A 26,030-nucleotide genomic window follows, 5' to 3' on the forward strand; every position below is an offset into this window, starting at 1 on the left:
GATGTCTTTCATACTCAAAAAATGATCATTCATTCGTAGCAAGATTAATTCTGAAAGTTCCTTCTTCTAGGATGAGGGGCATGCTTCGCAAGAGGATGAGGGAAATTTTTCATATTAATTCTCTTCCTCTTGTGCGTAATAATGCTCATCCTTGTAAATGAGAGAATATTTTTTGTGAATGAAGTATTGATTAAAAATTGACTTATGAAAGAAGTCTAATGAAGCATAAATAAGGATCTATTTAGCTTGATCATTGGTTATAAAAATCTGCTGACGGCCCAATAAAAAAGCCTTTTTTCCCAAAGGCTTTTTTATTTAACACCGCATTCATGAATGCACTGAAAATACGTCTTTTTAAAAAAGAAAATGCATTACAGTCAGCACCAATAACACCAAGAATATGCTTTCCCCGACCATCAAAATAATCGGTTTTATACCCACAGTCGCCAACTCTTTTAATTGCGTTTTCATGCCTAGCGCACTAATGGCAATCACTAAACACCAGCGCGATAGTTCATTCATACCGCTTTGTCCCATGACCGGCACCCAACCTGTACTATTAATACATGCGAGCAATAAAAAGCAGACTGCAAACCAAGGTAAAAGCGGTGGACGTTTTCCTGTACTTTCGACACCTTGCATACGTGTGATCATCACAGCACAGACAATAACAGGTAATAACATCGCAACACGCATCAACTTCACTACGGTTGCAGTATCACCCGTTTCAGCAGACATGCTGTAGCCTGCTCCGACCACTTGCGCCACGTCATGAATCGTTGCGCCCAAGAAAATACCTGCTTCTTGTGGTGACAAGGCCAGCCATTTGGCAATCATCGGATAAACAATCATGGCCAGCGTAGACAGTGCAGATACACCAATAATCGTAAATAAAGTCGCTTTTTCTTTTTGTGGATGATTGGGCAAAGCAACGGACAAGGCTAAAGCTGCCGATGCACCGCAAATTGCTGTTGCGCCGCCAGTTAACATACCAAATAAACGCTGAAAGCCCATATATTTCGCCGCAATCATTGAAGCAGAAATAGTCACAATGATGAGAGTGATCACCAAAGCAATAGGCTGCCAGCCCAAAGCGGTCATCTGATCCAAAGTGATCCGCATACCAAGTAATGCTATACCAAGACGCATCACCGTCCGTGCTGTGAATTCAATGCCAGCTTTGCATCGTCCTTCTGTGGCTAAAAAACTTAGTCCCATGCCAAGTAGCAAGGCAAACAACATGACTGGCGCTGTATAATGCTCTGACAAAAATGTAGCTGCGGCGGCAACCACCAAACTGACTGAAAAGCCTGGCACAAGTTCCCGAATGCGCTGTCCTAAACTAACGGATGAATTCACTTCAATCTGTTCTGCTTGAGTCATACTTGCACCTCACTCTCAAGTACAATGAATACGCGTTCATCTTTGTGTTCTATGGCACAGGTCTTCAGTTTCAGCAGTGCTGAATTGACCATACAGCCATCAGTTAAATTAAAGCGTAATCCATGCGCTGGGCACTGAATCGTGCAGCCATCTAATTTTCCGCTGAAGAAAGATGCACCCTGATGTGGACATTGGTCTTCTATGGCATATAAATGGCGATCTACATTAAATAATATGAATGTTTGCTCACCGATTTTTAAATAGCTTCGCTGACCTGCGCTCGGAATTTTGTCTTGGGGTACTTCGAAATAGAGAGTCATACTTCAACCTCCTTTGCCTCAAGTGATTCCAGCATGACCTGATACAACATCGTTGCAGGCTGTGCTCCAGCAAGTGCAAAAGTTCCATCAAATACAAAATATGGAACTCCCTTACCTCCGGTGCTTGCCGAAACAAAAGGAACATTCGGTGAATCTAAAATCGCTTTAATCGCTCCTGCTTCATAACCACAATAGGTTGCGATTTTTTCTAAAGTTGAAGCATCTGAAATATTTTCAGAATGATGAAAGTAAGCCGAAAAAATTCCCTCAAGCAGTAAATCATGCCGCTTAGCATCTGCTAACTTCAACGCATTACTCAATAAGCTATGTGCTTTCGCGGTATTAGGCATGCGTGGTATGCGTTCAAAATCAATATCAACCCCGACAACCTTTGCGGCTTGACGAACTTGTTCTTGTCGAAGACGCACAGCCATAGAGCTACCTAAGCGTTGTAAATAAAAAGCCTTAAATGGAATTCCATCTATAGGCATTGCTGGAAGTAACTGAACGCCGTACCATTTGATATTCACATCTACTTTTGGATGCATTCGTTTCAACTTATCGATAGCAAGCTGTAGCTGACGTTTGCCAATTAAGCACCAAGGGCAAATAAAATCAAAATATACGTCAATATCAATCTTTGATTTCATTTATGTTCACCTGCTTCTGATGATGAGTGACGTGCTGCAAGTTGTTCTGATGCCACCTGCAAATTAAACCGTGTGACATCTTTTAAATAATGTCTTTTTGCATAAAAGAACACTGCTGCAGATAAAATACTCACCACAGGCATGATCTGAAATGCATTATGCAAACCTATGACATCGGATAATTTTCCAATAACCAAAGGCCCTAAAGCTAAACCAAGAAAATTATTGGCTAAGGTTAAAGTGGCAAAAGCAGTACTATGCACAGCGTTGTGAGTTAAATTGGCAACCATTGCACTTGAGGGTCCATTGGTTCCTAAAGCCATAAACATACCAAGCGCAATCATCACCAATTGAGCAGTTCCTGTAGGCAATGCAAAAGCGATGGATAATAAAATGCAGCCCAATAAACAATAGATAATGGCTAAGGTCACTTTACGATCTGGACGATCCTTACCTAAGCGGTCGCACAACATACCGCATAAAATTGTGCCGACTGCACTACTTAACACGATGACCGCTGCTAGCACCCCGGCTTTATCTGTTGCCATGCCATAATAGCGATTTAAATAGCTTGGGAACCAAACGATGACTGAGCCGCCAACAAACAGCTGTAGACCACTGGCAATATAGGTCGCAATCACTGAACGACTTGAATAGATGGTTCTTAAATGATTCTTCTGCGTTTCTTTTTTCTGTGTAGCCAATTCTTCTTTTGGAATTGTTCCGATTTTCTTTTCTTTGACTAAAATCGGATATAAAGTCGCCAAAATCAAACCAAATATCGCCATCCCGCCAAATGCCCAGCGCCAGCCAAAATGCTGAGCAAGTACACCGCCAAGTGCCATACCTAGAAATGAGCCGAAAACACCACCTGCCATAAATGAACTGGCTAAAGTCGCTCGCATATCCCGTGGAAAAACTGCCACAACTACGGCAATACCCACACTGCCATAAGCCGCTTCGCCTACACCGACAAGAAAGCGGGCTATCAGCATATGCTCATAACTTTCTGCAATCGCACAACCTAATGTTGCCAAGCTCCATAGTACAGCCATGAGGGTTAAGCTTTTCACTTTACCGAATTTGTCAGCCAAAATAGATAATGGCAATGTTAATAAACCGACCATCAAAGCGACAATACCGCTCAATAAACCGAGCTGACTATCTGTTAATGTCCATTCATTTTTAATCAACGGGAAAACGGCGTTTAAGACCTGACGTGACATGTAGTCTGAAATTAGCAGACCAAAGGTCAAGGCAAAAACAATCCAAGCATAACGGCGTGGAATACCAATAGACGTATCGATACCAGTTGCTGGAGCAGAATACTCATGTGCACCCATAACAACCTCCTTGTATTTTAATTGGTGTATTTGAAACTGAAGAACGGCGATTTAATTTTGTGCGCTCTTCAGTTTTGACTTGAGTTCAAAAATCCGTCTCACTCAAGTCTGAGGTTGGCTTAACGCTGAGGTACACCTTTTTGACCCGGCTTGCGGTTTGGTGCCATGCCATTAGCCAATAAGGTTTCTTCAATCGTGCCGTATTGCACACCAATACGGTAGATTTCGCGTGCTTCTTTACCATTTGCAACTTCACGGCCAAGCTCATGCGCAATACGAACAGTTTGCTTAATTTGCTCAACTGAAGAGAAACGCTCACCTTTATGATCAATGATCGTATCTTCATTACCCACACGTGCATGCAAGCCCATCGCCATTGAAATGGTATTTAAAGGCAATACATTTTTTAGCAAAGACTCAGAGGTTAAGGTGCAGCCGTCTGGAACGCGGTGTACAAAATTAAAGAAGTTAAATGGATTCGGGCCATCAAAACCACCGCCTATACCAATCCAAGTAATGTTCATTGGACCTTTATATAATCCTTTGCGTACAAGACGTTCTAAGGTTTCTAAACCGTGCATGCCTGTAAGCTGGAAATGTGGCTGAATACCATTTACGCTTAAGCGCTTAAGATGTTCAATCAGCCATTCTGGACCTGCAGGAACAGTCATTTCTGCATAAGCGGCTTGAATCGCTGGATGTTCTAAAGATGTGCCTTTCAAATATTCAGGATATAAAAGCTCCATAATATTCATTTGCGTGGTATTTACTGCAACGGTCACTTGATCTGGTTTTGGATCAAGTTCAGCGAGTTTATGACGTGTATCATCACTCAGCCAAAGTGCAGCCTCACCCTCAGTTTCAGGTGCAAACGAAATAGAACCACCGACCTGAATAATCATGTCAGGTACAGCTTTACGTACACCTGCAATCAGCTCATTAAATTTTGATAAACGCTTCGAGCCTTTGCCATCGAGTTCACGTACATGCAAATGCAAAACCGATGCACCCGCCTCATAGCATTCTACTGCTTTTTGAATTTGCTCTTCCATCGTCACAGGAATGTCTTCAGGAAAATCTTCAGGCATCCACTCAGGGCCATAAGGCGCAACAGTAATCACCACTTTTTCCATGTTTTCTGGGTGCAAAGAATCATCAAAGAATTGCATGTGCATCTCCTTATATATTTTAAATCGTTAAATAAATGAAAAGTAATGCGGTACTACTTAGTAAGTGGCATCACCAATAATGCCTGCTCGCTCCATTTTGCGATGGCAAGCTGGATAATCCATCACCGCATAATGCTGTGTGCTGCGATTATCCCAAATGGCAATGCTGTTTGGCTGCCAACGCCAGCGCACCTGATACTCCGGGATATAGGCCTGAGTAATCAGATAGCGTAGCAACTCAGATGCCCCCGGATTGGCATCCTGCCCATAACGCACATGTTCTTTGGTATGAAAATTACTGATATGTGTGGTGAAGGCATTCACATACAAAATTTTCTCACCCGATTCAGGGTGTGTACGCACAATAGGATGTTCCGCATCTGGAAACTGTGCTTTTAATGCCAAACGCTTTTCGATTGGCATCGCTGCACCAAAACTTGCTTCAATGCTGTGATAAGCACGCAGATCTGCAATTTGTTCTTTAATATGTTCAGGTAAGTTTGCATAAGCCATGACCATATTGGTCCACATAGTATCGCCACCAACAGTTGGACACTCAATACAGCGTAGTACGCAACCCATCGGTGGGACTTTTCGCCAGCTTGCATCGCTATGCCATGCATTTTCATAACGGTCAATTGGGCTATCTGGACTTTTATAAATCTGCACCAAGCCGGGATGATCTGGATGACTACCAACAGCAGGATGATCTTCCAATTGACCAAAACGCTCTGCAAATGCCACATGCTCTGCACGGCTAATATTTTGGTCTCTTAAAAATAAAACCCGATGCTTGAGTAAATGGCTACGAATTTCAGTGAATAAGCCATCATCCTGAATCGCATCCGCAATATTGATACCTTTGAGTTCGGCACCAATATGACAGCTTAATTGTTCAACTTGCATATGAAATCCTTTTCAAATTCAAATCACAAAAATGGATGATCCTGTGGTTTTACGTGCTTCTAAATCGCGATGTGCCTGAACTGCTTCCTTGAGTTCATAACGCTGATTAATTTCGATTTTGATACGGCCACTGCTGACATGCTCAAAGATTTCATCTGCCAAAGCCTGTTTTTCCGCAGGATCTGCAATGTAGTCTGCCAACGCAGGACGTGTGATAAAGAGTGAACCTTTCATTGCCAACAAAACAGGATTGAAATCTGGAATTGGACCTGAAGCCGTACCTACACAAACCAACAAACCACGGCGTTTCAGTGAATCTAATGACGACATAAAGGTGTCTTTTCCAACACTGTCAAATACCACATGCACACCTGCACCATCGGTGAGTTCACGTACACGCTCTGCGACATTTTCATGGCTATAATTAATCACGTGATCACAGCCATGTGCGCGGGCAATCGCAGCTTTCTCTTCCGATGAAGTTGTACCAATGACGGTTAAACCAAGCAGTTTTGCCCATTGAGAAACAATCAGACCTACACCGCCTGCTGCTGCATGCAATAAAATGGTGTCGCCTTTTTTAAAGTCATATATGCGGCGCATTAAATAGGCTGAGGTTAAGCCGCGCATGGTCATTGCTGCTGCCGTTTCACAAGAAATGCCTTCTGGCAATTTGATCAATACGTTGGCATCAACCAGTCGAGCTGTACTGTATGCGCCCAATGTATTGATGAAACCTGTATAGGTAACTTTATCGCCCACTTGAACATTGGTCACGCCTTCACCGACTGCATCGACAACACCTGAAGCTTCTACGCCCATCCCATTTGGCAGCGGAATCTTGTACGTTCCATCACGAAAGTAGGTATCTGCATAATTCAGACCCACTGCAACATGGCGTACACGAACCTGACCTGCTGCTGGCTCACCGACTTCAATTTCTTCTAGGTACATGACATCTGGTGCGCCGACTTCATTAAAGCGTACTGCTTGATTGCTGCTCATCTTCTATCCCTGCTGTTTTTATTTCATGCCATAAACGATTTAGCAAAACTACATCACACAGAAGACAGACCACTTTACATATCACGACATCGACTTAGCATTTTGCGACACCATTATTTGATAAATTCAGATATCTAATTTAAAAATAAAGATTTAGTTTTTTATTTTATAAATTTCAATTATTTAAAACTTTAATATTTTTAAAATTTTCACTGTAAATATTGATCTATAGATGTATCTGAAAGACAAAAATGTCTATAAATCATGCCAAATGGATGTAATAATCCATGAAATATTAAAACGATATATTTCACTCAATAAGCAAATAAACACTGAGAGAAGCACATGACTCTTAAACAATTAAAAGCTTTTTTAATCTTGGCACGCAGCTTAAATTATGCCCATGCATCTGATGAGCTATGTATTAGTCAATCTGCACTCAGTATCACCATCAAAACCTTAGAAGAAGAACTAGGTGGAAAATTATTTAAACGAAATACCCGCCGTGTGGAAATTACACCCGAGGGTGAATCTCTCATCCCTTATGCCAAAAAACTTTTGGCCAATTGGGACGACATGGAAAAAGATCTTAAACAGCGCTTTAAATTACAGCGCGGCACTTTAAATATTGCCTCAATGCCTTTTGCGACACATTCTGTATTACCCGAAATATTGCATGAATTTTCCACACAATATCCCAATATTCATTTTTCCATCCATGATGTACCCAATGAAAAAATTATTGAAAAAATCCAAGAAGGCGTATTTGAAATAGGGATTTGCTTTAAACCAGATAATATTAATCAGCTTAATTTTCAGTGTTTGTTCCAAGAAACCTTTTTTGCACTTGTACCCAAGCATCACCCGTTGGCCGAACATGCACAAGTCACATGGAAGCAGTTGCTGTCATACCCTTTTATTACTTTACAAAGTCCATCTATCATCCGGCAGATCGTTGAAACAAAAGCGATGGAACATGGTATGACCTTAGATTTAAAACTTGAATGCCATCAAATTAGTTCATTAGCACACTTTGTCGCGTCAGGTTTGGGTGTTAGCGTGATTCCAAATCGCTTTGAAAAGATGATTCAATCCGATCAAAATATTGTGTTGCAGATTTCCGATGCAGAGATCACTTTAGATTTTGGTATCTTGTATAAAAAAGATCTGCAACTGTCGAATATATCGGCTCAATTTCTCGACATGATCACTAGTTATTATCGTTGATTTTTTTTCTTTTGTCTGAGTGGCTTTACTTCTCATGCACTTAATAATTTCAGTATTTCAAGTCGTATCCTGAGCATTGCAGTAAATATGCGCATTGAACGATTGTTTAGTTTTTTTCATTACACCTTAAAAAATATCAATTTCTAAAAATCAACTGTAAGTGTTAGTTATAAGACATCAATAAAAAAATGGATTCATGGAATGAATAAAGTCTTTGCAACAGCAGAAAAAGCATTAGCCGATATTGTCAAAGATCATCAAAGTATTGCTGTCGGTGGTTTTGGTTTATGTGGCATTCCCGAAATGCTAATTGATGCTTTAAAGGAAACACAGGTTAAAGGCTTAACTTGTATTTCAAACAATGCGGGTACTGATGGTATTGGCTTAGGAAAGCTTTTAAGCAGTAAGCAAATTAAGAAAATGATTGCTTCTTATGTCGGTGAAAATAAAGAGTTTGAGCGTCAGTTTTTAACAGGTGAGCTTGAGGTCGAATTAACACCGCAAGGCACCTTAGCTGAAAAACTCCGTTCAGGTGGAGCAGGTATTCCTGCATTTTATACTCAAACTGGAGTCGGTACTTTAATTGCAGAAGGTAAAGAAGTCCGTAACTTTAACGGTAAAGATTATATTTTAGAACCGAGCATCATCACAGACATTGCCTTGGTGAAGGCCTATAAAGCAGACACAGCTGGAAATTTAGTATTTAGAAAAACCGCAAGAAACTTTAATCCAGAATGTGCCATGGCTGGCAAAATCACAATTGTTGAAGTTGAACAGATTGTCGAAATTGGTGAGCTAGACCCTGATGAGATTCATTTACCAGGCATATACGTCAATCGCTTAGTGCTCAATGCCACCCCAAATAAACATATTGAACAAATGACACTGAAAGTGGAGGCATAAATCATGGCTTGGACACGTAATCAAATGGCGCAACGCACTGCTCAAGAACTTGAAGATGGTTTTTATGTCAATTTAGGTATTGGCCTGCCAACGCTAGTCGCTAATTATATTCCTGAAGACATTAATGTCTGGCTGCAATCTGAAAATGGCTTATTGGGTATTGGAGAATTTCCGACTCAAGAAACAGTTGATGCAGATTTAATTAATGCAGGCAAACAAACAGTAACTGCACGTTCAGGTGCTGCCTTTTTTTCTAGCTCTGAATCATTTGCCATGATTCGCGGCGGTCATGTCAATGTGGCAATTTTAGGCGCAATGGAGGTTTCAGTAAGCGGTGATTTAGCCAACTGGATGATTCCCGGTAAAAAAGTCAAAGGTATGGGCGGTGCAATGGATTTGGTTGCAGGCGTACAAAAGATTGTTGTTCTGATGGAACATACCGCCAAAGATGGCAGTCCGAAAATTCTAAAACAGTGTACGCTTCCATTAACTGGCAAAGGTGTGGTCAGCAGAGTGATCACAGACCTAGGCGTTTTAGATATTACCGATGCTGGTATTGAACTTATTGAACTTGCTACAGATGTAAGTTTGGAACAAATTCAAAAAGCGACAGGTGTAACGCTAATAACGACAAATATTCAGGTTGCTTAAAGCTGCGGATATTTTATATTGATTTCTTAAACCCGACATTATTATCTAAAGGGCTTTTGAAATGAGTATCAATGTACTTTGTTGCATAAAGAACTGAAAGATAGAGTTTCCCTAATTGACTAAATTTAGGATGCAACTTAAGTGTCAGGTCTGCCTAATTCTGTAAATTTATTCAGAACTGCAATCCTCACATGTATCTCGTGGAACTGACTTGAAAAATTCATAGTTGATATTTTATCACCTGAAAAACGCTGCCTCGTACAGTTTGATGCAATGCATTTTTGTTTTGAGCAAACTGCGTTGCTGAGAGCCTAACCACTTTTTCCCAAATGCTCTTCCTTAGCGTTTGACTGTTATCAAAAATTCATTTCTCTCATGAAAAGAACTTTTGTATCTTTTCTAGGTCTCGCTGTATTTCTAGATGGAATCACTACATCTGCTTGCCGATATACAATGACCTGACGACATCGTTTTGCGCCATACACCCTATCTATATAAACAGACTCAATTCGCTCAACAGGTGAACTTTGATTTAATAAATCACTAAGAAGCTGTAGATCACTGACGTTTTTTACGTATTCACTGAAACGGCACAGCTCTCCCGCATTTGTACAGGTTCTAAAAATATATCAATATGTAACAAATACTTACATAGATAAAAGATTACTTTTGACTCAACAAAGTAACCAAAAACCCATGTTTCAGTGTATGGCATCCATGACATACACTGAAACTGTGACAAACATGCCGCCAGATCATCTGATCAAATACGGTCTCATCATTTAGGCAATCTCTTTTAAATTCAACTTTTCACGCATCACTTCACGTAATTTGAACTTCTGAGCCTTGCCTGATGCCGTCATCGGGAATTCATAGAAGAAGCGCACGTAGCGTGGCACTTTATTGTGTGAAATATGCTCAGTACAATACTGACGGATTTCCTCTTCGGTACACGGATCATTTTCATGCAGAATGATACAGGCACAGAGTTCTTCACCATAACGTTGGTCTGGCACACCAACCACCTGCACATCTGAAACTGCCGGATGGGTATATAGGAAATCTTCAATTTCTTTCGGGAATAGGTTTTCACCACCACGAATCACCACATCCTTTATGCGGCCCTTGATTTTAATAAAGCCTTCATCGTCCATTTGTGCGATATCACCAGTATGCATCCAGCGTGCTGCGTCAATCACTTCCTGAGTTTTATCCTGATCTTCCCAATAACCAAGCATCACGGAATATCCACGCACACAGAGTTCACCCAATTGGCCACGTGGAACGACCATACCATTTTCATCGACAATTTTAACTTCCAGATGCGGATGAACCTGACCAACGGTACTGACACGTTGCTCTACACTGTCTTCAGTAGAACTTTGAGCACTCACTGGAGCAGTTTCCGTCATACCATAACAGATGGTAATTTCAGTCATATGCATACGTTCAATCACACGTTGCATAATTTCCTGTGGGCATGGGCTACCCGCCATAATGCCTGTACGCAAGCTTGATAGATCAAATTCATCAAACTGTTCATGTTCCAACACGGCAATAAACATGGTTGGTACACCATAAGCTGCTGTACATTTTTCTAGCTGAATGGCTTTCAAGGTTTCAAGCGGATTAAACACAGCTGAAGGATAAATCATGGCTGAACCATGGCTAATACACGCCAGATTACCCATCACCATACCAAAGCAGTGGAACAATGGTACGGAAATACAGACACGGTCTTCAGGAGTTAAATGAATAGCTTCTCCAACAAAATAACCATTATTCAAAATATTGTTATGGGTCAGCATGGTCCCTTTAGGATTACCAGTCGTCCCCGAAGTAAACTGGATATTGATGGTTTCATCGAACTGCAATTCACTGGAGATCTGTTGCAGTATTTCCAGTGCTTTAGCATCTGGCGGGGTCAGTAAATCCTGAAAACAATGGATGCCATTATGCTGCTGGTCATCAATTTTAATAACATGCTTTAAATGTGGCAGCCGTTCTGCTTTTAATAATTTGCTTTCAGACTGCTTCAGCTCAGGGGCAATTTTGGTCAGAATTTCCTGATAGTCTGTGGTCTTAAACTGTGATGCAATCACCAGCCCCTTACAGGACACCTTGTTCAGGACATATTCTAGCTCATTACTTTTATAAGCTGGATTCAGGTTGACCAGAATAATACCCGCCTTAAAAGCTGCAAACTGCGTAATGGTCCATTCCACACAGTTCGGCGACCAGATCGCCAGACGGTCACCTTTTTTCATACCCAGTTTAAGCAGCTGACAAGCAAAGGCATTGACTTGTTCCTGTAACTGCTGATAACTCAAGCGTATATTCTGATGAATACTGACGACTGCATCGCGATCTGCATACTGCTCGCAAGCCTGATCAAATTTTTCGCCAATCGTCATGCCCAATAAAGGTTGACTGCTGGTTCCATAGGCATAGCTTAACCGTGCTTGTGTCATTGAATCGATCTCCTTGATTCTTTGTAATTCTGATTTTCAACTTTACTAATTGTTTTAAAACCACGACGACCTTATCTATATGCCTATTTTTGTGTGCTTATGCTTCTGAATTTACCTCCTGTCGACGTACTGCGTTAACACAAAAATTGGCAATCTGTGTGACAAAGTGATCCTTATACTTCTGATCAAACATGACATTACGGGACGGATTCAAAGGTTCAATTACCACAAAGGTCATGGCACCTACCACGCCTAAAGCGGCAGTATTTAAATCTTCAAATTCGAACTCTCCGTTCACCTTCCCTTCTGCCAAAATTTCCTTAAAGCTTTGTTTGAGCAACTGTTTACTGCGAAAACGCTCATGTTCCATTTCCGGATCAACTGGTTCAAACATGAGTGAATACGCCAATTGGGGGCTGTTCATGGCACGCTTCACAAAAGTTGTAACAGATTTTTGTAATTTCAGTTTTGGTGACAAATCTGACCCAGCAATATGGTTCAAAATTCCGACTTCATGCTGAATCGCTGCGGATAAAACCTCAATCAAAATCTGGTTTTTGTTTTCGAAATATCGATATACCAGCCCTGTAGAAACACCTGAACGTTCTGCAATCGCCTGAATCGATGCCTCCTTAAAGCCCCCTTGAGTAATCAGTTCACGAGCAGACTGTAAAATCGACAAGCGATTTTGTTCCATTCGTTCCCGCATCAGTGACGATCTTTTATAACTCATAAAATTATTCTCAACAAGATAAAATGAATTCTAAATCATTTTGTGAATTATAGTTCACTTTTTTAAATTTTCGTTGTATGTTTAAAAACAAGCACAACAAAAATGCTTTTGGACACAACAAATATAACCTCAGGATGGAAGAAGAATGAATTTGCAAAGCTTGGATTTCGGTTTGGATGAAACTCTTATTGCGCTTCGTGATTCAGTGGCTGCTTTTTGCGCCAAGGAAGTTGCCCCTATTGCTCAACAGGTTGACCGTGACAACGAGTTCCCAGCTCATCTCTGGAAAAAATTTGGTGATATGGGGTTGCTCGGTTTAACGGTCAGTGAAGAATATGGCGGCACGAATTTGGGTTATCTGGCGCACATTATTGCCATGCAAGAGATTTCCCGGGCTTCAGCATCCATTGGTTTGTCCTATGGCGCACATTCTAACCTATGTGTAAATCAAATTAATCGAAATGGAAATGAAGCACAAAAGCAGCGCTATCTGCCTAAACTAATTTCTGGTGAATATGTGGGTGCACTCGCGATGTCAGAACCAAATGCTGGCTCAGATGTCGTCAGCATGAAGCTGAAAGCCGAAGACAAAGGCGATCATTACCTGTTGAATGGTTCAAAAATGTGGATCACCAATGGTGGCGATGCGGATGTACTGGTGGTCTATGCCAAAACCGATTTACATGCTGGTGCCAAAGGCATGACCGCTTTCCTAGTTGAAAAAAATATGCCGGGGTTCAGTCACGGCACCCATTTGGACAAACTGGGCATGCGTGGTTCCAATACCTATCCATTGTTTTTTGACAATGTTGAGGTACCAAAGGAAAACGTACTCGGTGGAGTTGGCAACGGTACTAAAGTGCTCATGAGCGGCTTGGACTATGAACGTGCGGTTTTAAGTGCTGGTCCACTCGGCATCATGGATGCCTGCATGGATACCGTGATTCCCTATATTCACGACCGTAAACAGTTTGGTCAGGCACTCGGTGAATTCCAACTGATGCAAGGAAAAATCGCTGACATGTACTCAACTTGGCTTGCATGTAAAGCACTGGTATATGCGGTTGGTGCTGAATGTGATAAGGCCGATCATAAACGTAGCCTGCGTAAAGATGCGGCCAGTGCCATTTTATATGCCGCTGAAAAAGCTACATGGATGGCAGGTGAAACCATTCAGGCCTTTGGGGGCAATGGTTATATCAACGAATTTTCTGCTGGCCGTCTATGGCGTGATGCCAAACTCTATGAAATTGGTGCCGGTACTTCAGAAATCCGCCGTATGCTGATTGGCCGTGAACTTTTCAATGAAACAGCCTAAATCTTAATAATCAGAATAAAACAAGGATGTTCGTCATGAATCAGTTACAGAGCAAGATCAATATTCGTAGTGAAGAATTTAAGATCAATCAAAATGCCATGCTGCACCTAGTCGATGACCTTAAACAGAAAGTCGAAAAAATTGCACTTGGTGGTGGAGAAACTGCTCGCCAGAAACATTTGGATCGCGGCAAACTGTTACCACGTGAGCGGATTAACCACCTGATTGATCCAGGGACTGCTTTTCTGGAAATTGGTCAGCTCGCTGCCTATCAGGTTTATCAGGATGATGTACCTGCGGCCAGCGTTATTGCGGGTGTAGGACAGGTCAATGGTGTGACCTGCATGATTTTAGCCAATGATGCCACAGTTAAAGGCGGAACCTATTATCCCCTCACTGTAAAAAAGCATTTGCGTGCTCAGGAAATTGCTGAACAGAATCATCTGCCATGTATTTATCTGGTGGATTCTGGGGGTGCTTACCTGCCTTTACAGGATGAAGTTTTCCCAGATCGCGATCACTTTGGTCGTATCTTCTACAATCAGGCACGTATGTCAAGTCAAGGCATTGCCCAAATTGCCGTGGTGATGGGTAGTTGTACTGCTGGTGGTGCTTATGTGCCTGCAATGTCTGATGAAACTATTATTGTCCGTAATCAGGGCACTATTTTCCTAGGTGGCCCTCCTTTGGTCAAAGCCGCAACAGGTGAAGTCGTTTCTAGTGAAGATCTAGGTGGTGGTGATGTCCATACCCGCCTCTCTGGTGTGGCCGATCATTTAGCAGAAAATGATGAACATGCCATCGCGATTGCGCGCAATATTGTGGCCAATTTAAATAAAAAACCGAACAAAACTGCGGATGATATCGAAGCACCGCGTTTTGATAGTTCAGAGCTGTATGGCATTGTGCCCAGTGATACACGTAAGCCTTTTGATATCCGTGAAGTGATTGCCCGTATTGTCGATGGTTCACGTTTTGATGAGTTCAAGGCTCGTTACGGCACGACATTAGTCACTGGCTTTGCCAAACTCTATGGTATGTCTGTCGGGATTATTGCCAATAACGGGATTCTATTTTCAGAGTCGGCACAAAAAGGCGCTCATTTTATTGAACTGTGTACCCAGCGCAATATTCCGCTGATTTTCCTTCAAAACATTACCGGTTTTATGGTTGGTCGCCAGTATGAGAATGAAGGTATTGCCAAAAATGGTGCCAAGTTGGTAATGGCAGTAGCGACAGCCAATGTTCCGAAACTGACTTTGGTAATTGGCGGTTCTTTCGGTGCCGGCAACTATGGTATGTGTGGTCGCGCCTACTCGCCGCGCTTTATGTGGACTTGGCCAAACTCGCGTATTTCAGTCATGGGTGGTGAACAGGCATCTAGCGTATTGTCTACCTTGAAGCGTGATCAAATTGAGCAAAAAGGTGGCACTTGGTCTGCTGAAGAAGAAGACCAATTTAAGCAACCGATTCGTGATCAGTATGAACGTCAAGGCCATCCTTATTATGCATCTGCACGTTTATGGGATGACGGTGTGATTGACCCGATACAATCGCGTGAAGTATTGGGTTTGAGCTTGGCTGCAGCGCTGAATGCACCAATTCAACCAACCAAATTCGGCGTGTTCCGCATGTAAGAGGTGACAAAAATGACATATCAATTTTTACAACTCGAACAGAAAAATCAGGTAGCAACAGTCTGGATTAACCGCGCTGAAATGCACAATGCTTTTAATACCCATGTGATTGAAGAGCTACATGCCTGCTTTCAATCTTTAAATGAGCGTGATGATGTACGTGTTGTAATTCTGGCGGGACGAGGCAAAAATTTCTCTGCTGGTGCTGACCTGAACTGGATGAAACAGGCGGGGCTCGCTTCACAAGCAGACAACGAAGCCGATGCCTTAAAACTTGCAAAAATGTTGCAAAGTTTAGCGACGTTGAAGCAGCCGACGATTGCTCGGGTTCAAGGAATTGCCTTTGGCGGTGGCATGGGTCTGGCATCTGCCTGTGATATTTGCGTAGCCAGTACAGATGCCAAGTTTGCCACTTCAGAAGTACGCTTAGGGCTAGCCCCTTCGACCATCAGCCCGTATGTAATTCGTGCGATTGGTGCGCGTCAGGCGTCACGTTATTTCCTAACTGCAGAGCGTATTTCTGCGGAACAAGCTAAAACGATTGGACTTGCGCATGAGGTCGCTACACTGGAACAGCTCGACTGCAAAATTGATGAGATAGTTGAAGCACTATTACTTGGTGGTCCTGAGGCACAAAACGCATCAAAACAGCTCATTCAACTGGTCGATCAGCAAGTCCTGACCGAAGATCTCCTGCTTAAAACAGCACAGCATATTGCCCATGTTCGTCAGGGTGATGAAGCAAAAAATGGACTGAATGCATTTTTAAACAAACAAATCCCGGTCTGGATCAGGACCACAGCATAACAACAAGAAGGATCGTACGATGTTTGAAAAGATTTTAATTGCCAACCGTGGTGAAATTGCGTGCCGTGTGATTCGTACAGCGAAAAAGTTAGGCATCGCCACCGTTGCAGTCTATTCCGATGCCGATGCTCAAGCACAGCATGTCAAATTGGCTGATGAAGCGATCTATATCGGTGAATCACCCGCAGCACAAAGCTACTTACAAATTGAACGTATCATTCAGGCCGCCAAAAGCACCGGTGCTCAGGCGATCCACCCTGGTTATGGCTTCTTGTCTGAAAATGATCAATTTGCCCTCGCCTGTCAGGATAACAATATTGTCTTCATTGGTCCGCCAGTGGATGCCATTCTGGCGATGGGTTTGAAAGCGACTTCTAAAGCCTTAATGGAAAAAGCTGGTGTGCCATTAACTCCGGGTTATCATGGCACCAATCAGGATGCCGACTTCCTGAAACAACAGGCAGATAATATTGGCTATCCAGTACTGATCAAAGCCAGTGCTGGTGGTGGCGGTAAAGGCATGCGTCTGGTAGAACGCAGTGAGGATTTCCTTAGCCTGCTTACTTCATGTAAGAGCGAAGCACGTTCAAGTTTTGGTAATGAAGATGTACTGATTGAACGCTATGTACTTCAACCGCGTCATATTGAAGTACAGGTTTTCGGAGACACTCACGGCAATTATGTGCATCTGTTCGAGCGTGATTGTTCGGTGCAACGCCGTCACCAGAAAGTGCTAGAAGAAGCTCCTGCACCAAAAATGCAAGAACATAAACTTGAAGCCATGCGTCAGGCTGCAATCGATGCTGCACGTGCAGTCCACTATGTGGGTGCTGGTACAGTGGAGTTCATCGTTGAACAGGATGGTACGGCTTATTTCATGGAAATGAATACCCGTTTGCAGGTAGAACATCCGGTCACTGAAATGATTACTGGTCAGGATCTGGTGGAATGGCAATTACGTGTCGCCTACGGTGAGCCCTTGCCGAAGCAACAACACGAATTACAGATTTACGGTCATGCACTTGAAGCGCGTGTCTATGCCGAAGAACCTGAAAAAGGCTTTATTCCAGCAATCGGTCAGATCAGTTATTTGCACTATCCAGAGCAAAATGACTGTGTACGTGTTGATAGCGGCATTGTCGAAGGTGATGAAATCAGCACCTATTATGATCCGATGATTGCCAAACTGATCGTCTGGGGCAAAAACCGTGAAGCTGCTTTAACCCAAATGCATCATGCACTTGGCCAGTTTCATGTTGATGGCTTAGGAAATAACATTGCATTTCTAGATCGCCTAGTGCTGTGTGACTCTTTTAAAAATGCACAATTAGATACGGGCCTGATTCAGCGTGAAGAGGATTTTTTACTCAAGCCTTTGATTGAACTCAGTGCTGAGTTAGTTGCCAGTGCTGCACTGATTGAACTGCTGTCACGCCAAGCACAAAATCCTGTTCCGACTAATCCAGTCTGGCAGCAGAAACCATTCTGGCGCCTGAATCAGCAAAATGCATATACAGTACAATTACAACACAATGACATCACTCTAAAAGTTCAGTTCAGCACACAAGATCAAGGTTTTGTGGCCAACTACAATGGTCAGCAGATTCAGCTTCAAGGCCAGTTGATTGATGCACACACCTTAGCGCTACAAATGGCGTGTAAACAGCAAAAATTGGCCTTTAGCCAAACCGAACATGGCATTACCCTATTCCACAATGGTCAAACGTATAAATTTGATTATCTAAAATCTAATTTTAATAGTCAGGATGAACAAAGTACTGCAAATAACCTGACTGCGCCAATGCCTGGTGTGATCACGCAAGTACTTGTGGCAGCCAATGATAAAGTCAAAAAAGACGATGTACTAATGACTTTGGAAGCCATGAAAATCGAATATTCGATTCGTGCACCGCATGACGGCATCATTGCAAGCTCATACTTCCAGAAAGGCGATCAGGTCAAGGCTGGCGATGAGCTGGTGGAGTTCAAGCCACTGACGGAGGAAGTTGCATGACTGATTTCGTTAAAATTGTAGAAGTCGGGCCACGCGATGGCCTGCAAAACGAAAAAACACCTTTGACACTGGATAATCGTAAAAATCTAATTCTTGATCTGATGAAAACTGGCCTACAAGCGATTGAAGTCGGCTCCTGTGTTTCGGCGAAATGGGTTCCACAAATGGCAGACAGCGATGTACTGTTTGCCAGCTTACCCAAAGCCCCAAATATTCAGTTCAGTTTGCTCACGCCGAACCTAAAGGGTTTTGAAGCGGCTTTGGCCGTAGGTTGCAAAGAGGTTGCGGTTTTTACAGCAGCTTCCGAAAGCTTTACCCGCAAGAACATCAACTGCTCGATTGATGAAAGCCTTGAGAAATTTTCAGATGTAATGGCAGCTGCCAAAGCTAATGATATTCGGGTTCGCGGCTACGTGTCCTGCATGGTGGACTGCCCTTATGAAGGCGCGATTAATCCGAAGCAAGTGGTTAAAGTTACGCAGCGTTTACTGGATATGGGTTGTTATGAAGTGTCTTTGGGTGAAACCATTGGTACCGCAACACCGAATCGGGTGAAAAAAGTCTGGGATGCCTGCCTGTCAGAAATCGATGCCAAAGTGCTAGCTGGACATTTTCATAATACCTATGGCATGGCTATCGCCAATATTTACCAGTCGCTGTTGCAAGGTATCCGAGTCTTTGATTCATCAATTGCCGGTCTCGGTGGTTGTCCTTATGCCAAAGGTGCTTCAGGTAATGTCTCGACGGAAGACCTGTATTACCTGCTTTCTAATATGGGCTTTGAAACTGGCATTCAATTGGACGCGTTAATGCAGACCAGCCGTAATATCAGTGATGTTTTACAGCGCAATAATCCTTCCAATTATGCCAATGCCTATTGGCAAAAAAATGCTTAACACATAACAAAAGATTTACTCGAATGATATTCATCAAGCCCTACATGATAAAAATCAGCAGATCTCTAAGCTAAAAGAGATCTGTAAGAGGTTTTGTTGTACAAACTTGTCGATAAAGGCTTATTCAGCAATATAATTTTCGAATGGATAACCCTACACCCAAAAACTCTCGTATAAATAATTGGTCTTCCTATTATCGAATTTTAATCAAACCAAAGAAATTTCCATTTGGTTTGATCCTAAAACTCAGTGCCAGAAATTTTGACAGCCAAGGGAATGAGGTCCATGCACGCGTAGCTGTATTAAATAAATTTACAGAATTAGGCAGACCTCATACCCAAGTTGTAACTTAAACTATAGCAACTTAGGAAAATTTTACCTTTAAAGGCTTTGTGCAACAAAGCCACGTAACGTAACTTTGGAGATGCAATCATATCATCCAAGGAACTTTTTTATTTATCCTTCATTTTAAACATCGTAAATTCAAAATTATCTTTTGCGCTGATTTCTTCTGGGTGCTCTAAATCCATTTTGTTTTTTCGGACTACATCTTCATGCCAAACGGGTAATGGTTTGATATGCAGTAAAATTCTTCGTGCGACAAAGTTACACACATCAAATGGATAAGCAAATAAAGCTGGAACCCAATTATAATGATAAATGATTCGAAATGATTTCCATGTATCTCTCCAATTTTCTTTTGCACCCACGACCTTTTGACAATAAGTTAGTTGGGTAAACGGATCGATGGTACCGTACATAGGATGCGGTTTAGGATATAACTCCTCTGGCCCTTTCGTCATAAAGTGACAGATAAAGGTCCATAAACCTTGGGTGCGGAATATTCCAATCATTGGAAAGCCAATCACAAAGGTATGTTTCAATATGCCGTCTTCAACGATATGTGCTCGAAGTTCTCGTAGTGGAATACCAGAAAGCCCAAAACTACTACCCATGATATACACCACATCCGTCCATTTTTTTTCTATATATTCTTGATCATTAATATAGAAAAATACCTTGCCTGTTTTTCGGTTAAAAATAATAGGTTTACAAATAGTTTTTTTATAATCATATTTATAAACAGGCTTTAAGAATGAATAACTAGGTAAGACAATAAAAAAAAGAAATGAGATAAAAAAACATATTATTGACTTTAAATCTATTTGCCCATATTCATTCCAGATGATAAATATAGCTATAAAATAAAGAACAAAAAAACAAGAAATAACGAGATAACCACTTAGCCCCTTTCCTAGCCTTGCATAAGACTGATCAATCAATTCAATATAATCATCATTCATGCTGATAAATGACCAATTATGATTTCGTTTAGAGTCATTTTCTACTGTCAGCAAAATATCTCCTTCTTCTAAATGAGAAAAAGGAATATCCTGTTTAAATATATCATAACCAAAGATATGTTTTTTAATTTTACTTTTCATACTAACGATATACCAACTTTAAGCCCTGTATTTGTTCTTCAATCGTTTGGAATCTTGGTATACTCTGATCCAGAGTGACTTTGTTGCATCAATCCTTTAAAGGTAAATTTCACCTAAGTTGCTAAAATTTAAGTTACAACTTAGGTATGAGATCTACCTAATTCAGTAAATTTATTTAATACGGCTACGCGTGCATAGATCTCATTCACTTGACTGTCAAAATTTCTGGCACTGAGTTTATCGCCTAATAACTTGATGCAATGCATCTTGGTTTCGACCAAACTTCGCCGATGATAGCCTGACCTTTTTTTCCATAATATCCTGCCTAAATATTTAATTGTTCTAAGCAACTCCATAGTGAGCTAAAAATGAAATCCTCGCTGGAATTTAGATCACTAAAATTAGTAAGTTAACTGTCCTTTTTTACGGGGCTAATACACATTATGATTTTAGTTGTTAAAGATAAGTTATGATATGTAGAGGCTAAAGTCTCTTAGAGATTTATTATAGATCTAAATTAATTAATAGAGAAATATATGGATAAATTGATATTAAATTTAATGTTTAAATATAAATGGTATACAACATTTTTATTTGTTTTTATCTATGTTTTTTTGTTAATGATTTTTATAGAAAAAAATAGTTTTGGAGATATTTTAGGTAGTTTTATTTTTTTTATTTTATTGCTTATGGCGTTGTGGAATGTCTCGTTTTTGATGCTGAGTTCAATTGATGAGGATAGTAGTTATGGAGAGATTATGGGGAGAGGTATATTTATTTTTTCATATTTGATTGCATTGATTTTATTAATGGTGGCCTGATGAAGTTTTTATGAATAGTTTTTTATTTAAATTAGGGCGAAATCACTACAATTCCACCCTATACTATTGATTATATTCAATAAAATCTTGGTAGGTATATCCAGACTCGAACTGGAGACCTCTACGATGTCAACGTAGCGCTCTAACCAACTGAGCTATACACCTAGAATGCGTAGCATCATATTCATTTTTATTTTTTAAGACAAGCCCCTATCTCACTTTTTTAAGTTTTGCGAACATTTTTTCAGCAATGTTTTAAATAATTGAATATTTTCAAATTGCTGTCCTTTACTTCCGTAAACCGAACGCTCATAAATTTGAATCGCCTCAGAAAAAGGCTGACGCTCATCTTCAGGTAAATTTAATGACAAGCGTATGAGCCATGTTCTAAAGCTTTCATGAGGCATTTTCTTGGCATCTTCAGGCAAGGGCTTGGAAAAAGAATGAATAGCATGATCATAATCGGTTTTTGACTTATAATTTTTTCTAAGATGCCATAAATAATAGATCAACACACAACCGCTAATACTCACCACAAGCAATAGTACACCAGCATAACTAGAATGCATTCCTATCTTTTTAAACCATTTTTTTTGCGTATCTGCGTTATATCCCACGACTTTGCTTTGCCACTGATAAGTTGCATAATCACTCCAGACATGCAAATTTTTGATCATTGAAAAATGTCGATAGGCCCAAACTGATTGTTGACCTCCAAATACCTCTTGTTCCTCTTCCATATAATTTTGCATACCAGCATCAATACGCTGTGGAGCGATGATCGCTGTTGGGTCAAAGCGTCGCCATTTACCATCCAATAATACCTCTGTCCATGCATGCGCATCGAGTTGGCGAACCTCCCAACTTTTAGCATCTGGAGCTAACTGACCACCTTGATACCCAATAACTATACGTGCAGGAACACCTGCATATCGCATCAGCATGGCAAAGCTTGAAGCAAAATGTTCACAAAACCCTTGCCTTTTACCAAATAAAAAATCATCAATACGGTTCTGCCCCAAACGCCCCGGATTTAGCGTATAGCTAAAATTATTTTTCTTATACCAATTTAATACCTGCGCAATATATTGTTCAGGATTGCCATGACTTTTCTGCCATAATTCATGCGCAAGTTGCTGAGATTTTGGATCTAATTGTTGTACATATCGACTATTCATTTGCACTAAAGGACTGAGAGATGTCGCCTGATCTTTTAAATTTGCATTCCCCAACCATTTTAATTGAATAGGCTCATTACGCGCGATTAAACGATATGGGGTAATTCTCCAATCTTGTCCTAAGAAGTAACGTGGCTCGTTGGGTATAGACTTTTCCAACGACATGATCCACATCACACTGGGATCAGCAGCCAAATATTGATAATCCATTGCTTTATTTTTGGAATATGTCAGCTTATCGGTATTGATCATTTGCTGATTAAAAAAATGGCTCGTCCACTTTGATCCATCATATTCATCTAAAGCCATTGCACGCCAGTACAACTCATTACGCGCAGGTAATGCCTTCATATCACCAATAATACGAAAGGCTAAACGACTTGATTGTGAAAGTTCAGCTATATCACCTGGTGACATACTGTCACTCATACCAGTGCTTGCTTTGTTTTCGGGGATTGGAATATGCCACAGCGGTGGTAAACGTGGAAAAAATAAAAATAGCAATATAAAAAATGGAGCTGCCAATAACAGAAACTTCGCAACATGCCGAAAATCTTGCCTTAAGGACTTCAGCTCGATATCTGTCGTAGCAACAAAATCTGTCGTTTGTAAGCGATATAAGCCAATAAAACAACTGAATAAAGCCAATATGACCATGAATGCCATGGCAAAGGATTGACTGAACAAGAAGCTACTGGCAATCACAAAAAGTGCAAAATTCAATAATACAATAACATCACGACGTGTTTTGGTTTCTAACGATTTGGCAAATAGAAATGTGGTCAGTACAGCAACCCCGGCCTCAACACCTATAAACGTTCGATGACTGATATATATCGTGAACAATGCAATGATTGTTAGCAAAAAAGTCCATACTTTTGCCAATGGTTTCTGTTTAACTTTACTCCAAATCAAACAAAGCCATATTAAGCATAAAACAGCAGATGTTGCCGTTGGCATAAACAACACTTGGGCAGCACCAACCAAAGCCAGTGTGATTAAAATCGAATACTGTATCGACGATTGAATCATAAGCTATGCCTGTGCCAATAATAACTTTGCCGCAGCACATTGCTGTTGCCCATTACCGAGGGTCAGTTCGGCATTGGGTAAATACAATGCATATTGACAATTTAATTGCTCAGCCTGTTCAACCAAACCCATCATCAAACTCAGTTTTTCTTCATGTGAATTCGCAGGCATATGCTGATAATGAATTTCAATTCGATGTAGGTCTTCAAATTGTTCAAAGATTTTCACATACAAGCCTTGCCCTCTAGCCGCTTGTTTCCATGAAATAGCACTGAATGAATCCCCCAAGTGATAATTCCGTAATTCACGAAATTCATCCAAATCAGGTTCGTAAGCTTTTTGATGGTGTTTATTTTCAGAAGAACCCGTTGATGCTTTAGGTGCAATCCAAGCTTTATTATTTAAATATAGATACGTCCATGCACGCACCAAACCAAAGGGATAAACGCTAAAAATTTGGATGGGTGGAAATTGAAACTCACCACGCTTTTCAGCATTAAAATTTAAAATAAAGCTGTGCTTTTTTTCGTTTATGAGAACTTGATGTAACTGTGATTCGGTTTTAATCCAAAGATAACGCTGCTGTGCTGAACTTTGTTTAAAATAAATTTTTAATTGTAGTGTTTCACCCACTTTCGGAATGTCGTTGCTTTCCACTTCAATTGCTAAATCATGCAGTTGTTTAAATGTAATATAAAAACTAATACATAGCACCGCTGTAATTAAAAAACAAAAGCCAAGTATCAGGTTATTCGCGTAATTCACACCTGCGACAAATGTAATTAAAATCAGGACCAAATATAAATAACCTTGCTGATAAATAAAAATCAGTACGTCTTTTTGAGACAACTGTTTTTGACCCTGAAAATAAAAACGTTTGGCGACCCATTTTTGCCACATGGTTGACAAAGCAATGCTCCCTATCGAATTTCAACTCGGTGTAGCAACTGCTTTGCTTCAACATCCGACATGCCAATTCGATGTGCCACTACTGCTGCAAATACCGCTTGTACATCATCGGGTGTGACAAAAATACGTTGTTCAATCAATGCATAAGCCTGTGCAGCTTTTTTGAGTGCTAATACAGCACGAGTTGATAATCCATGTCTGCTCTTACGGCTTTCTTCAGCTAGATCTAAAATATAATCCAGCAAATGTTCACTGACATAAATATCATTCACACACGCTTGTAGCTCAAGTATTTCAGAATCCGTAAATACATGTTGTAAACGTGCAATTAAAGCTTGGCGTGATTGTTGTTGTAAAAGAATTTTTTCGGCCTGTCTTGAAGGAATTCCTAGAGACAAACGCATTAAAAAACGATCCAGTTGAGATTCGGGTAAGGCATACGTGCCGCTTTGGAACAGCGGATTTTGCGTTGCAATCACCCAAAATGGCTGTGGTAAGGCATAGCGAACCCCATCGACAGTAACATGACCCTCTTCCATCGCTTCCAATAGAGCACTTTGAGTTTTTGGGCTGCAACGGTTAATTTCATCTGCCAATAAAATTTGGGTAAATATAGGCCCTGCTTTAAAATCAAACTGATGTTCTTTTTGATTAAACATATTCACCCCAATGACATCACTGGCGAGCATGTCATTGGTAAATTGGATCCGTTGAAATTTTAGTCCTGCTAAATGAGAAAGTGCGCTCGATAATGTGGTTTTTCCCAGACCGGGTAAATCTTCAAATAACACATGACCACCCGCCAACAAACACGTCAAAGCCAATTTGGTTTGTTGATTTTTATCTAAAATGATCTGATTAATTTGATCCAAAAATGTATTAATCTTGGGATAAAAAGTCGCAAGCTTTTGCTCATCCAAGGATGTTATTTTTTGTTGTTCTTGCTTCTGGTCAGATCCCCAAAACACCTTTTATTCCCCAATAAAAAAGTCGCTATTGCACTAACATACAGGTTTTTAGTTAGAAATACAGTGTTTATCTTTCAAGCTTGGAAATTGAAATATATTTTGGTATTTCTATCCAAAGCTGCCATCGACATTTTCATCATTCTAAGCTTGATATTTTCATTCATGGAGCGCTACGTTGACATGGCAGAGGTCTATTTTTAATGCTTATCTAAATACATTTTTTTTAATGATTTAAGCTTAGCAA

The 26,030-nt window shown here is 40.8% G+C and carries 22 protein-coding genes, 1 tRNA gene and 3 pseudogenes; 10 read left to right on the forward strand and 16 right to left on the reverse strand.

From position 1 onward, the window contains the following. Nucleotides 1-354: 354 nt before the first annotated feature. The 7 genes from B9T33_RS02495 to B9T33_RS02525 all read right to left on the reverse strand — a co-directional run bounded on the left by B9T33_RS02495 (nucleotide 355) and on the right by B9T33_RS02525 (nucleotide 6,776). Nucleotides 355-1,383, reverse strand: coding sequence for a YeiH family protein (locus B9T33_RS02495; protein ID WP_416202577.1), 1,029 nt, complete (start codon nucleotides 1,381-1,383; stop codon nucleotides 355-357). Further along, entirely contained in the window at nucleotides 1,380-1,703 is a 324-nt protein-coding gene (locus B9T33_RS02500) for a Rieske (2Fe-2S) protein (RefSeq protein ID WP_086177384.1), read from the reverse strand. The genes B9T33_RS02495 and B9T33_RS02500 overlap by 4 nt, the downstream gene beginning before the upstream one ends. Then, nucleotides 1,700-2,353 carry a DsbA family oxidoreductase gene (locus tag B9T33_RS02505; RefSeq protein ID WP_086177385.1) on the reverse strand — a complete coding sequence of 218 codons (654 nt, stop codon included), beginning with the start codon at nucleotides 2,351-2,353 and terminating at the stop codon, nucleotides 1,700-1,702. The genes B9T33_RS02500 and B9T33_RS02505 overlap by 4 nt, the downstream gene beginning before the upstream one ends. After that, nucleotides 2,350-3,696, reverse strand: a complete 1,347-nt coding sequence (locus B9T33_RS02510; protein ID WP_086177386.1) for an MFS transporter — start codon at nucleotides 3,694-3,696, stop codon at nucleotides 2,350-2,352. The genes B9T33_RS02505 and B9T33_RS02510 overlap by 4 nt, the downstream gene beginning before the upstream one ends. 119 nt (nucleotides 3,697-3,815) lie before the next feature. Next, complete coding sequence (locus B9T33_RS02515; RefSeq protein ID WP_086177387.1) at nucleotides 3,816-4,865, reverse strand: 3-keto-5-aminohexanoate cleavage protein; 1,050 nt, start codon at nucleotides 4,863-4,865, stop codon at nucleotides 3,816-3,818. Nucleotides 4,866-4,922: 57 nt separating this feature from the next. Next, on the reverse strand, nucleotides 4,923-5,771 hold the full coding sequence (locus B9T33_RS02520) for a TauD/TfdA dioxygenase family protein (RefSeq protein ID WP_086177388.1): 849 nt from the start codon (nucleotides 5,769-5,771) through the stop codon (nucleotides 4,923-4,925). A gap of 18 nt (nucleotides 5,772-5,789) precedes the next feature. Beyond that, nucleotides 5,790-6,776: a quinone oxidoreductase family protein gene (locus tag B9T33_RS02525; protein WP_086177389.1), complete on the reverse strand. Its 987-nt coding sequence runs from the start codon at nucleotides 6,774-6,776 to the stop codon at nucleotides 5,790-5,792. A 345-nt stretch (nucleotides 6,777-7,121) separates the two neighbouring features. Here B9T33_RS02525 and B9T33_RS02530 point away from each other — a divergent pair, with 345 nt between their 5' ends. The 3 genes from B9T33_RS02530 (at nucleotide 7,122) to B9T33_RS02540 (ending at nucleotide 9,557) form a co-directional block, all read left to right on the forward strand. Continuing rightward, on the forward strand, nucleotides 7,122-8,003 hold the full coding sequence (locus B9T33_RS02530) for a LysR family transcriptional regulator (protein ID WP_086177390.1): 882 nt from the start codon (nucleotides 7,122-7,124) through the stop codon (nucleotides 8,001-8,003). A gap of 201 nt (nucleotides 8,004-8,204) precedes the next feature. Beyond that, nucleotides 8,205-8,906, forward strand: a complete 702-nt coding sequence (locus B9T33_RS02535) for a CoA transferase subunit A (protein WP_086177391.1) — start codon at nucleotides 8,205-8,207, stop codon at nucleotides 8,904-8,906. 3 nt (nucleotides 8,907-8,909) lie between these two features. Further along, nucleotides 8,910-9,557 carry a CoA transferase subunit B gene (locus B9T33_RS02540; protein WP_086177392.1) on the forward strand — a complete coding sequence of 216 codons (648 nt, stop codon included), beginning with the start codon at nucleotides 8,910-8,912 and terminating at the stop codon, nucleotides 9,555-9,557. A gap of 137 nt (nucleotides 9,558-9,694) precedes the next feature. On the opposite strand, the pseudogene B9T33_RS16555 reads toward B9T33_RS02540, so the two are convergent. From B9T33_RS16555 to B9T33_RS02550, 3 genes and pseudogenes are all read right to left on the reverse strand, one after another. After that, nucleotides 9,695-10,197 (reverse strand): annotated as a pseudogene (locus tag B9T33_RS16555) (transposase); the annotation flags it as partial. Nucleotides 10,198-10,339: 142 nt separating this feature from the next. Continuing rightward, nucleotides 10,340-12,028 (reverse strand): AMP-binding protein, encoded by a 1,689-nt coding sequence (locus B9T33_RS02545; RefSeq protein ID WP_086177393.1) that lies wholly within the window; start codon nucleotides 12,026-12,028, stop codon nucleotides 10,340-10,342. Nucleotides 12,029-12,125: 97 nt separating this feature from the next. Next, on the reverse strand, nucleotides 12,126-12,761 hold the full coding sequence (locus B9T33_RS02550; protein ID WP_086177394.1) for a TetR/AcrR family transcriptional regulator: 636 nt from the start codon (nucleotides 12,759-12,761) through the stop codon (nucleotides 12,126-12,128). A gap of 145 nt (nucleotides 12,762-12,906) precedes the next feature. Between B9T33_RS02550 and B9T33_RS02555 the strand changes: the two genes are divergently transcribed. The 6 genes and pseudogenes from B9T33_RS02555 to B9T33_RS16560 form a co-directional block, all read left to right on the forward strand. Further along, nucleotides 12,907-14,079, forward strand: a complete 1,173-nt coding sequence (locus B9T33_RS02555) for an isovaleryl-CoA dehydrogenase (protein ID WP_086177395.1) — start codon at nucleotides 12,907-12,909, stop codon at nucleotides 14,077-14,079. 35 nt (nucleotides 14,080-14,114) lie between these two features. Next, entirely contained in the window at nucleotides 14,115-15,716 is a 1,602-nt protein-coding gene (locus B9T33_RS02560; protein ID WP_086177396.1) for a carboxyl transferase domain-containing protein, read from the forward strand. A 12-nt stretch (nucleotides 15,717-15,728) separates the two neighbouring features. Continuing rightward, a complete protein-coding gene (locus tag B9T33_RS02565) occupies nucleotides 15,729-16,523 on the forward strand; it encodes an enoyl-CoA hydratase/isomerase family protein (RefSeq protein ID WP_086177397.1) in 795 nt (264 codons plus the stop codon). Nucleotides 16,524-16,542: 19 nt separating this feature from the next. Continuing rightward, nucleotides 16,543-18,537, forward strand: coding sequence for an acetyl/propionyl/methylcrotonyl-CoA carboxylase subunit alpha (locus tag B9T33_RS02570; protein WP_086177398.1), 1,995 nt, complete (start codon nucleotides 16,543-16,545; stop codon nucleotides 18,535-18,537). Next, nucleotides 18,534-19,433, forward strand: a complete 900-nt coding sequence (locus B9T33_RS02575; RefSeq protein WP_086177399.1) for a hydroxymethylglutaryl-CoA lyase — start codon at nucleotides 18,534-18,536, stop codon at nucleotides 19,431-19,433. Before B9T33_RS02570 ends, B9T33_RS02575 begins: the two co-directional genes overlap by 4 nt. A 182-nt stretch (nucleotides 19,434-19,615) precedes the next feature. Then, nucleotides 19,616-19,786: pseudogene (locus B9T33_RS16560) on the forward strand (IS5/IS1182 family transposase); the annotation flags it as partial. 99 nt (nucleotides 19,787-19,885) lie between these two features. Here the strand turns inward: B9T33_RS16560 and B9T33_RS02580 are convergent. Then, nucleotides 19,886-20,878, reverse strand: coding sequence for a hypothetical protein (locus tag B9T33_RS02580; RefSeq protein WP_086177400.1), 993 nt, complete (start codon nucleotides 20,876-20,878; stop codon nucleotides 19,886-19,888). A 140-nt stretch (nucleotides 20,879-21,018) separates the two neighbouring features. Beyond that, nucleotides 21,019-21,231 (reverse strand): annotated as a pseudogene (locus tag B9T33_RS02585) (IS5/IS1182 family transposase); the annotation flags it as partial. A gap of 183 nt (nucleotides 21,232-21,414) precedes the next feature. Between B9T33_RS02585 and B9T33_RS02590 the strand changes: the two are divergent. Continuing rightward, on the forward strand, nucleotides 21,415-21,699 hold the full coding sequence (locus B9T33_RS02590; protein WP_086177401.1) for a hypothetical protein: 285 nt from the start codon (nucleotides 21,415-21,417) through the stop codon (nucleotides 21,697-21,699). A gap of 88 nt (nucleotides 21,700-21,787) precedes the next feature. Here the strand turns inward: B9T33_RS02590 and B9T33_RS02595 are convergent. The 4 genes from B9T33_RS02595 to B9T33_RS02610 form a co-directional block, all read right to left on the reverse strand. Then, a tRNA-Val gene (locus B9T33_RS02595) sits at nucleotides 21,788-21,864 on the reverse strand. 50 nt (nucleotides 21,865-21,914) lie between these two features. Then, entirely contained in the window at nucleotides 21,915-23,909 is a 1,995-nt protein-coding gene (locus B9T33_RS02600; RefSeq protein WP_086177402.1) for a transglutaminaseTgpA domain-containing protein, read from the reverse strand. A gap of 3 nt (nucleotides 23,910-23,912) precedes the next feature. Continuing rightward, nucleotides 23,913-24,818, reverse strand: a complete 906-nt coding sequence (locus B9T33_RS02605; protein ID WP_086177403.1) for a DUF58 domain-containing protein — start codon at nucleotides 24,816-24,818, stop codon at nucleotides 23,913-23,915. Between the two features lie 11 nt (nucleotides 24,819-24,829). Further along, nucleotides 24,830-25,786 (reverse strand): AAA family ATPase, encoded by a 957-nt coding sequence (locus B9T33_RS02610; protein WP_086177404.1) that lies wholly within the window; start codon nucleotides 25,784-25,786, stop codon nucleotides 24,830-24,832. Between the last annotated feature and the right edge of the window lie 244 nt (nucleotides 25,787-26,030).

The sequence above is a fragment of the Acinetobacter sp. ANC 5054 genome (assembly GCF_002135295.1).
Taxonomy (GTDB): domain Bacteria; phylum Pseudomonadota; class Gammaproteobacteria; order Pseudomonadales; family Moraxellaceae; genus Acinetobacter.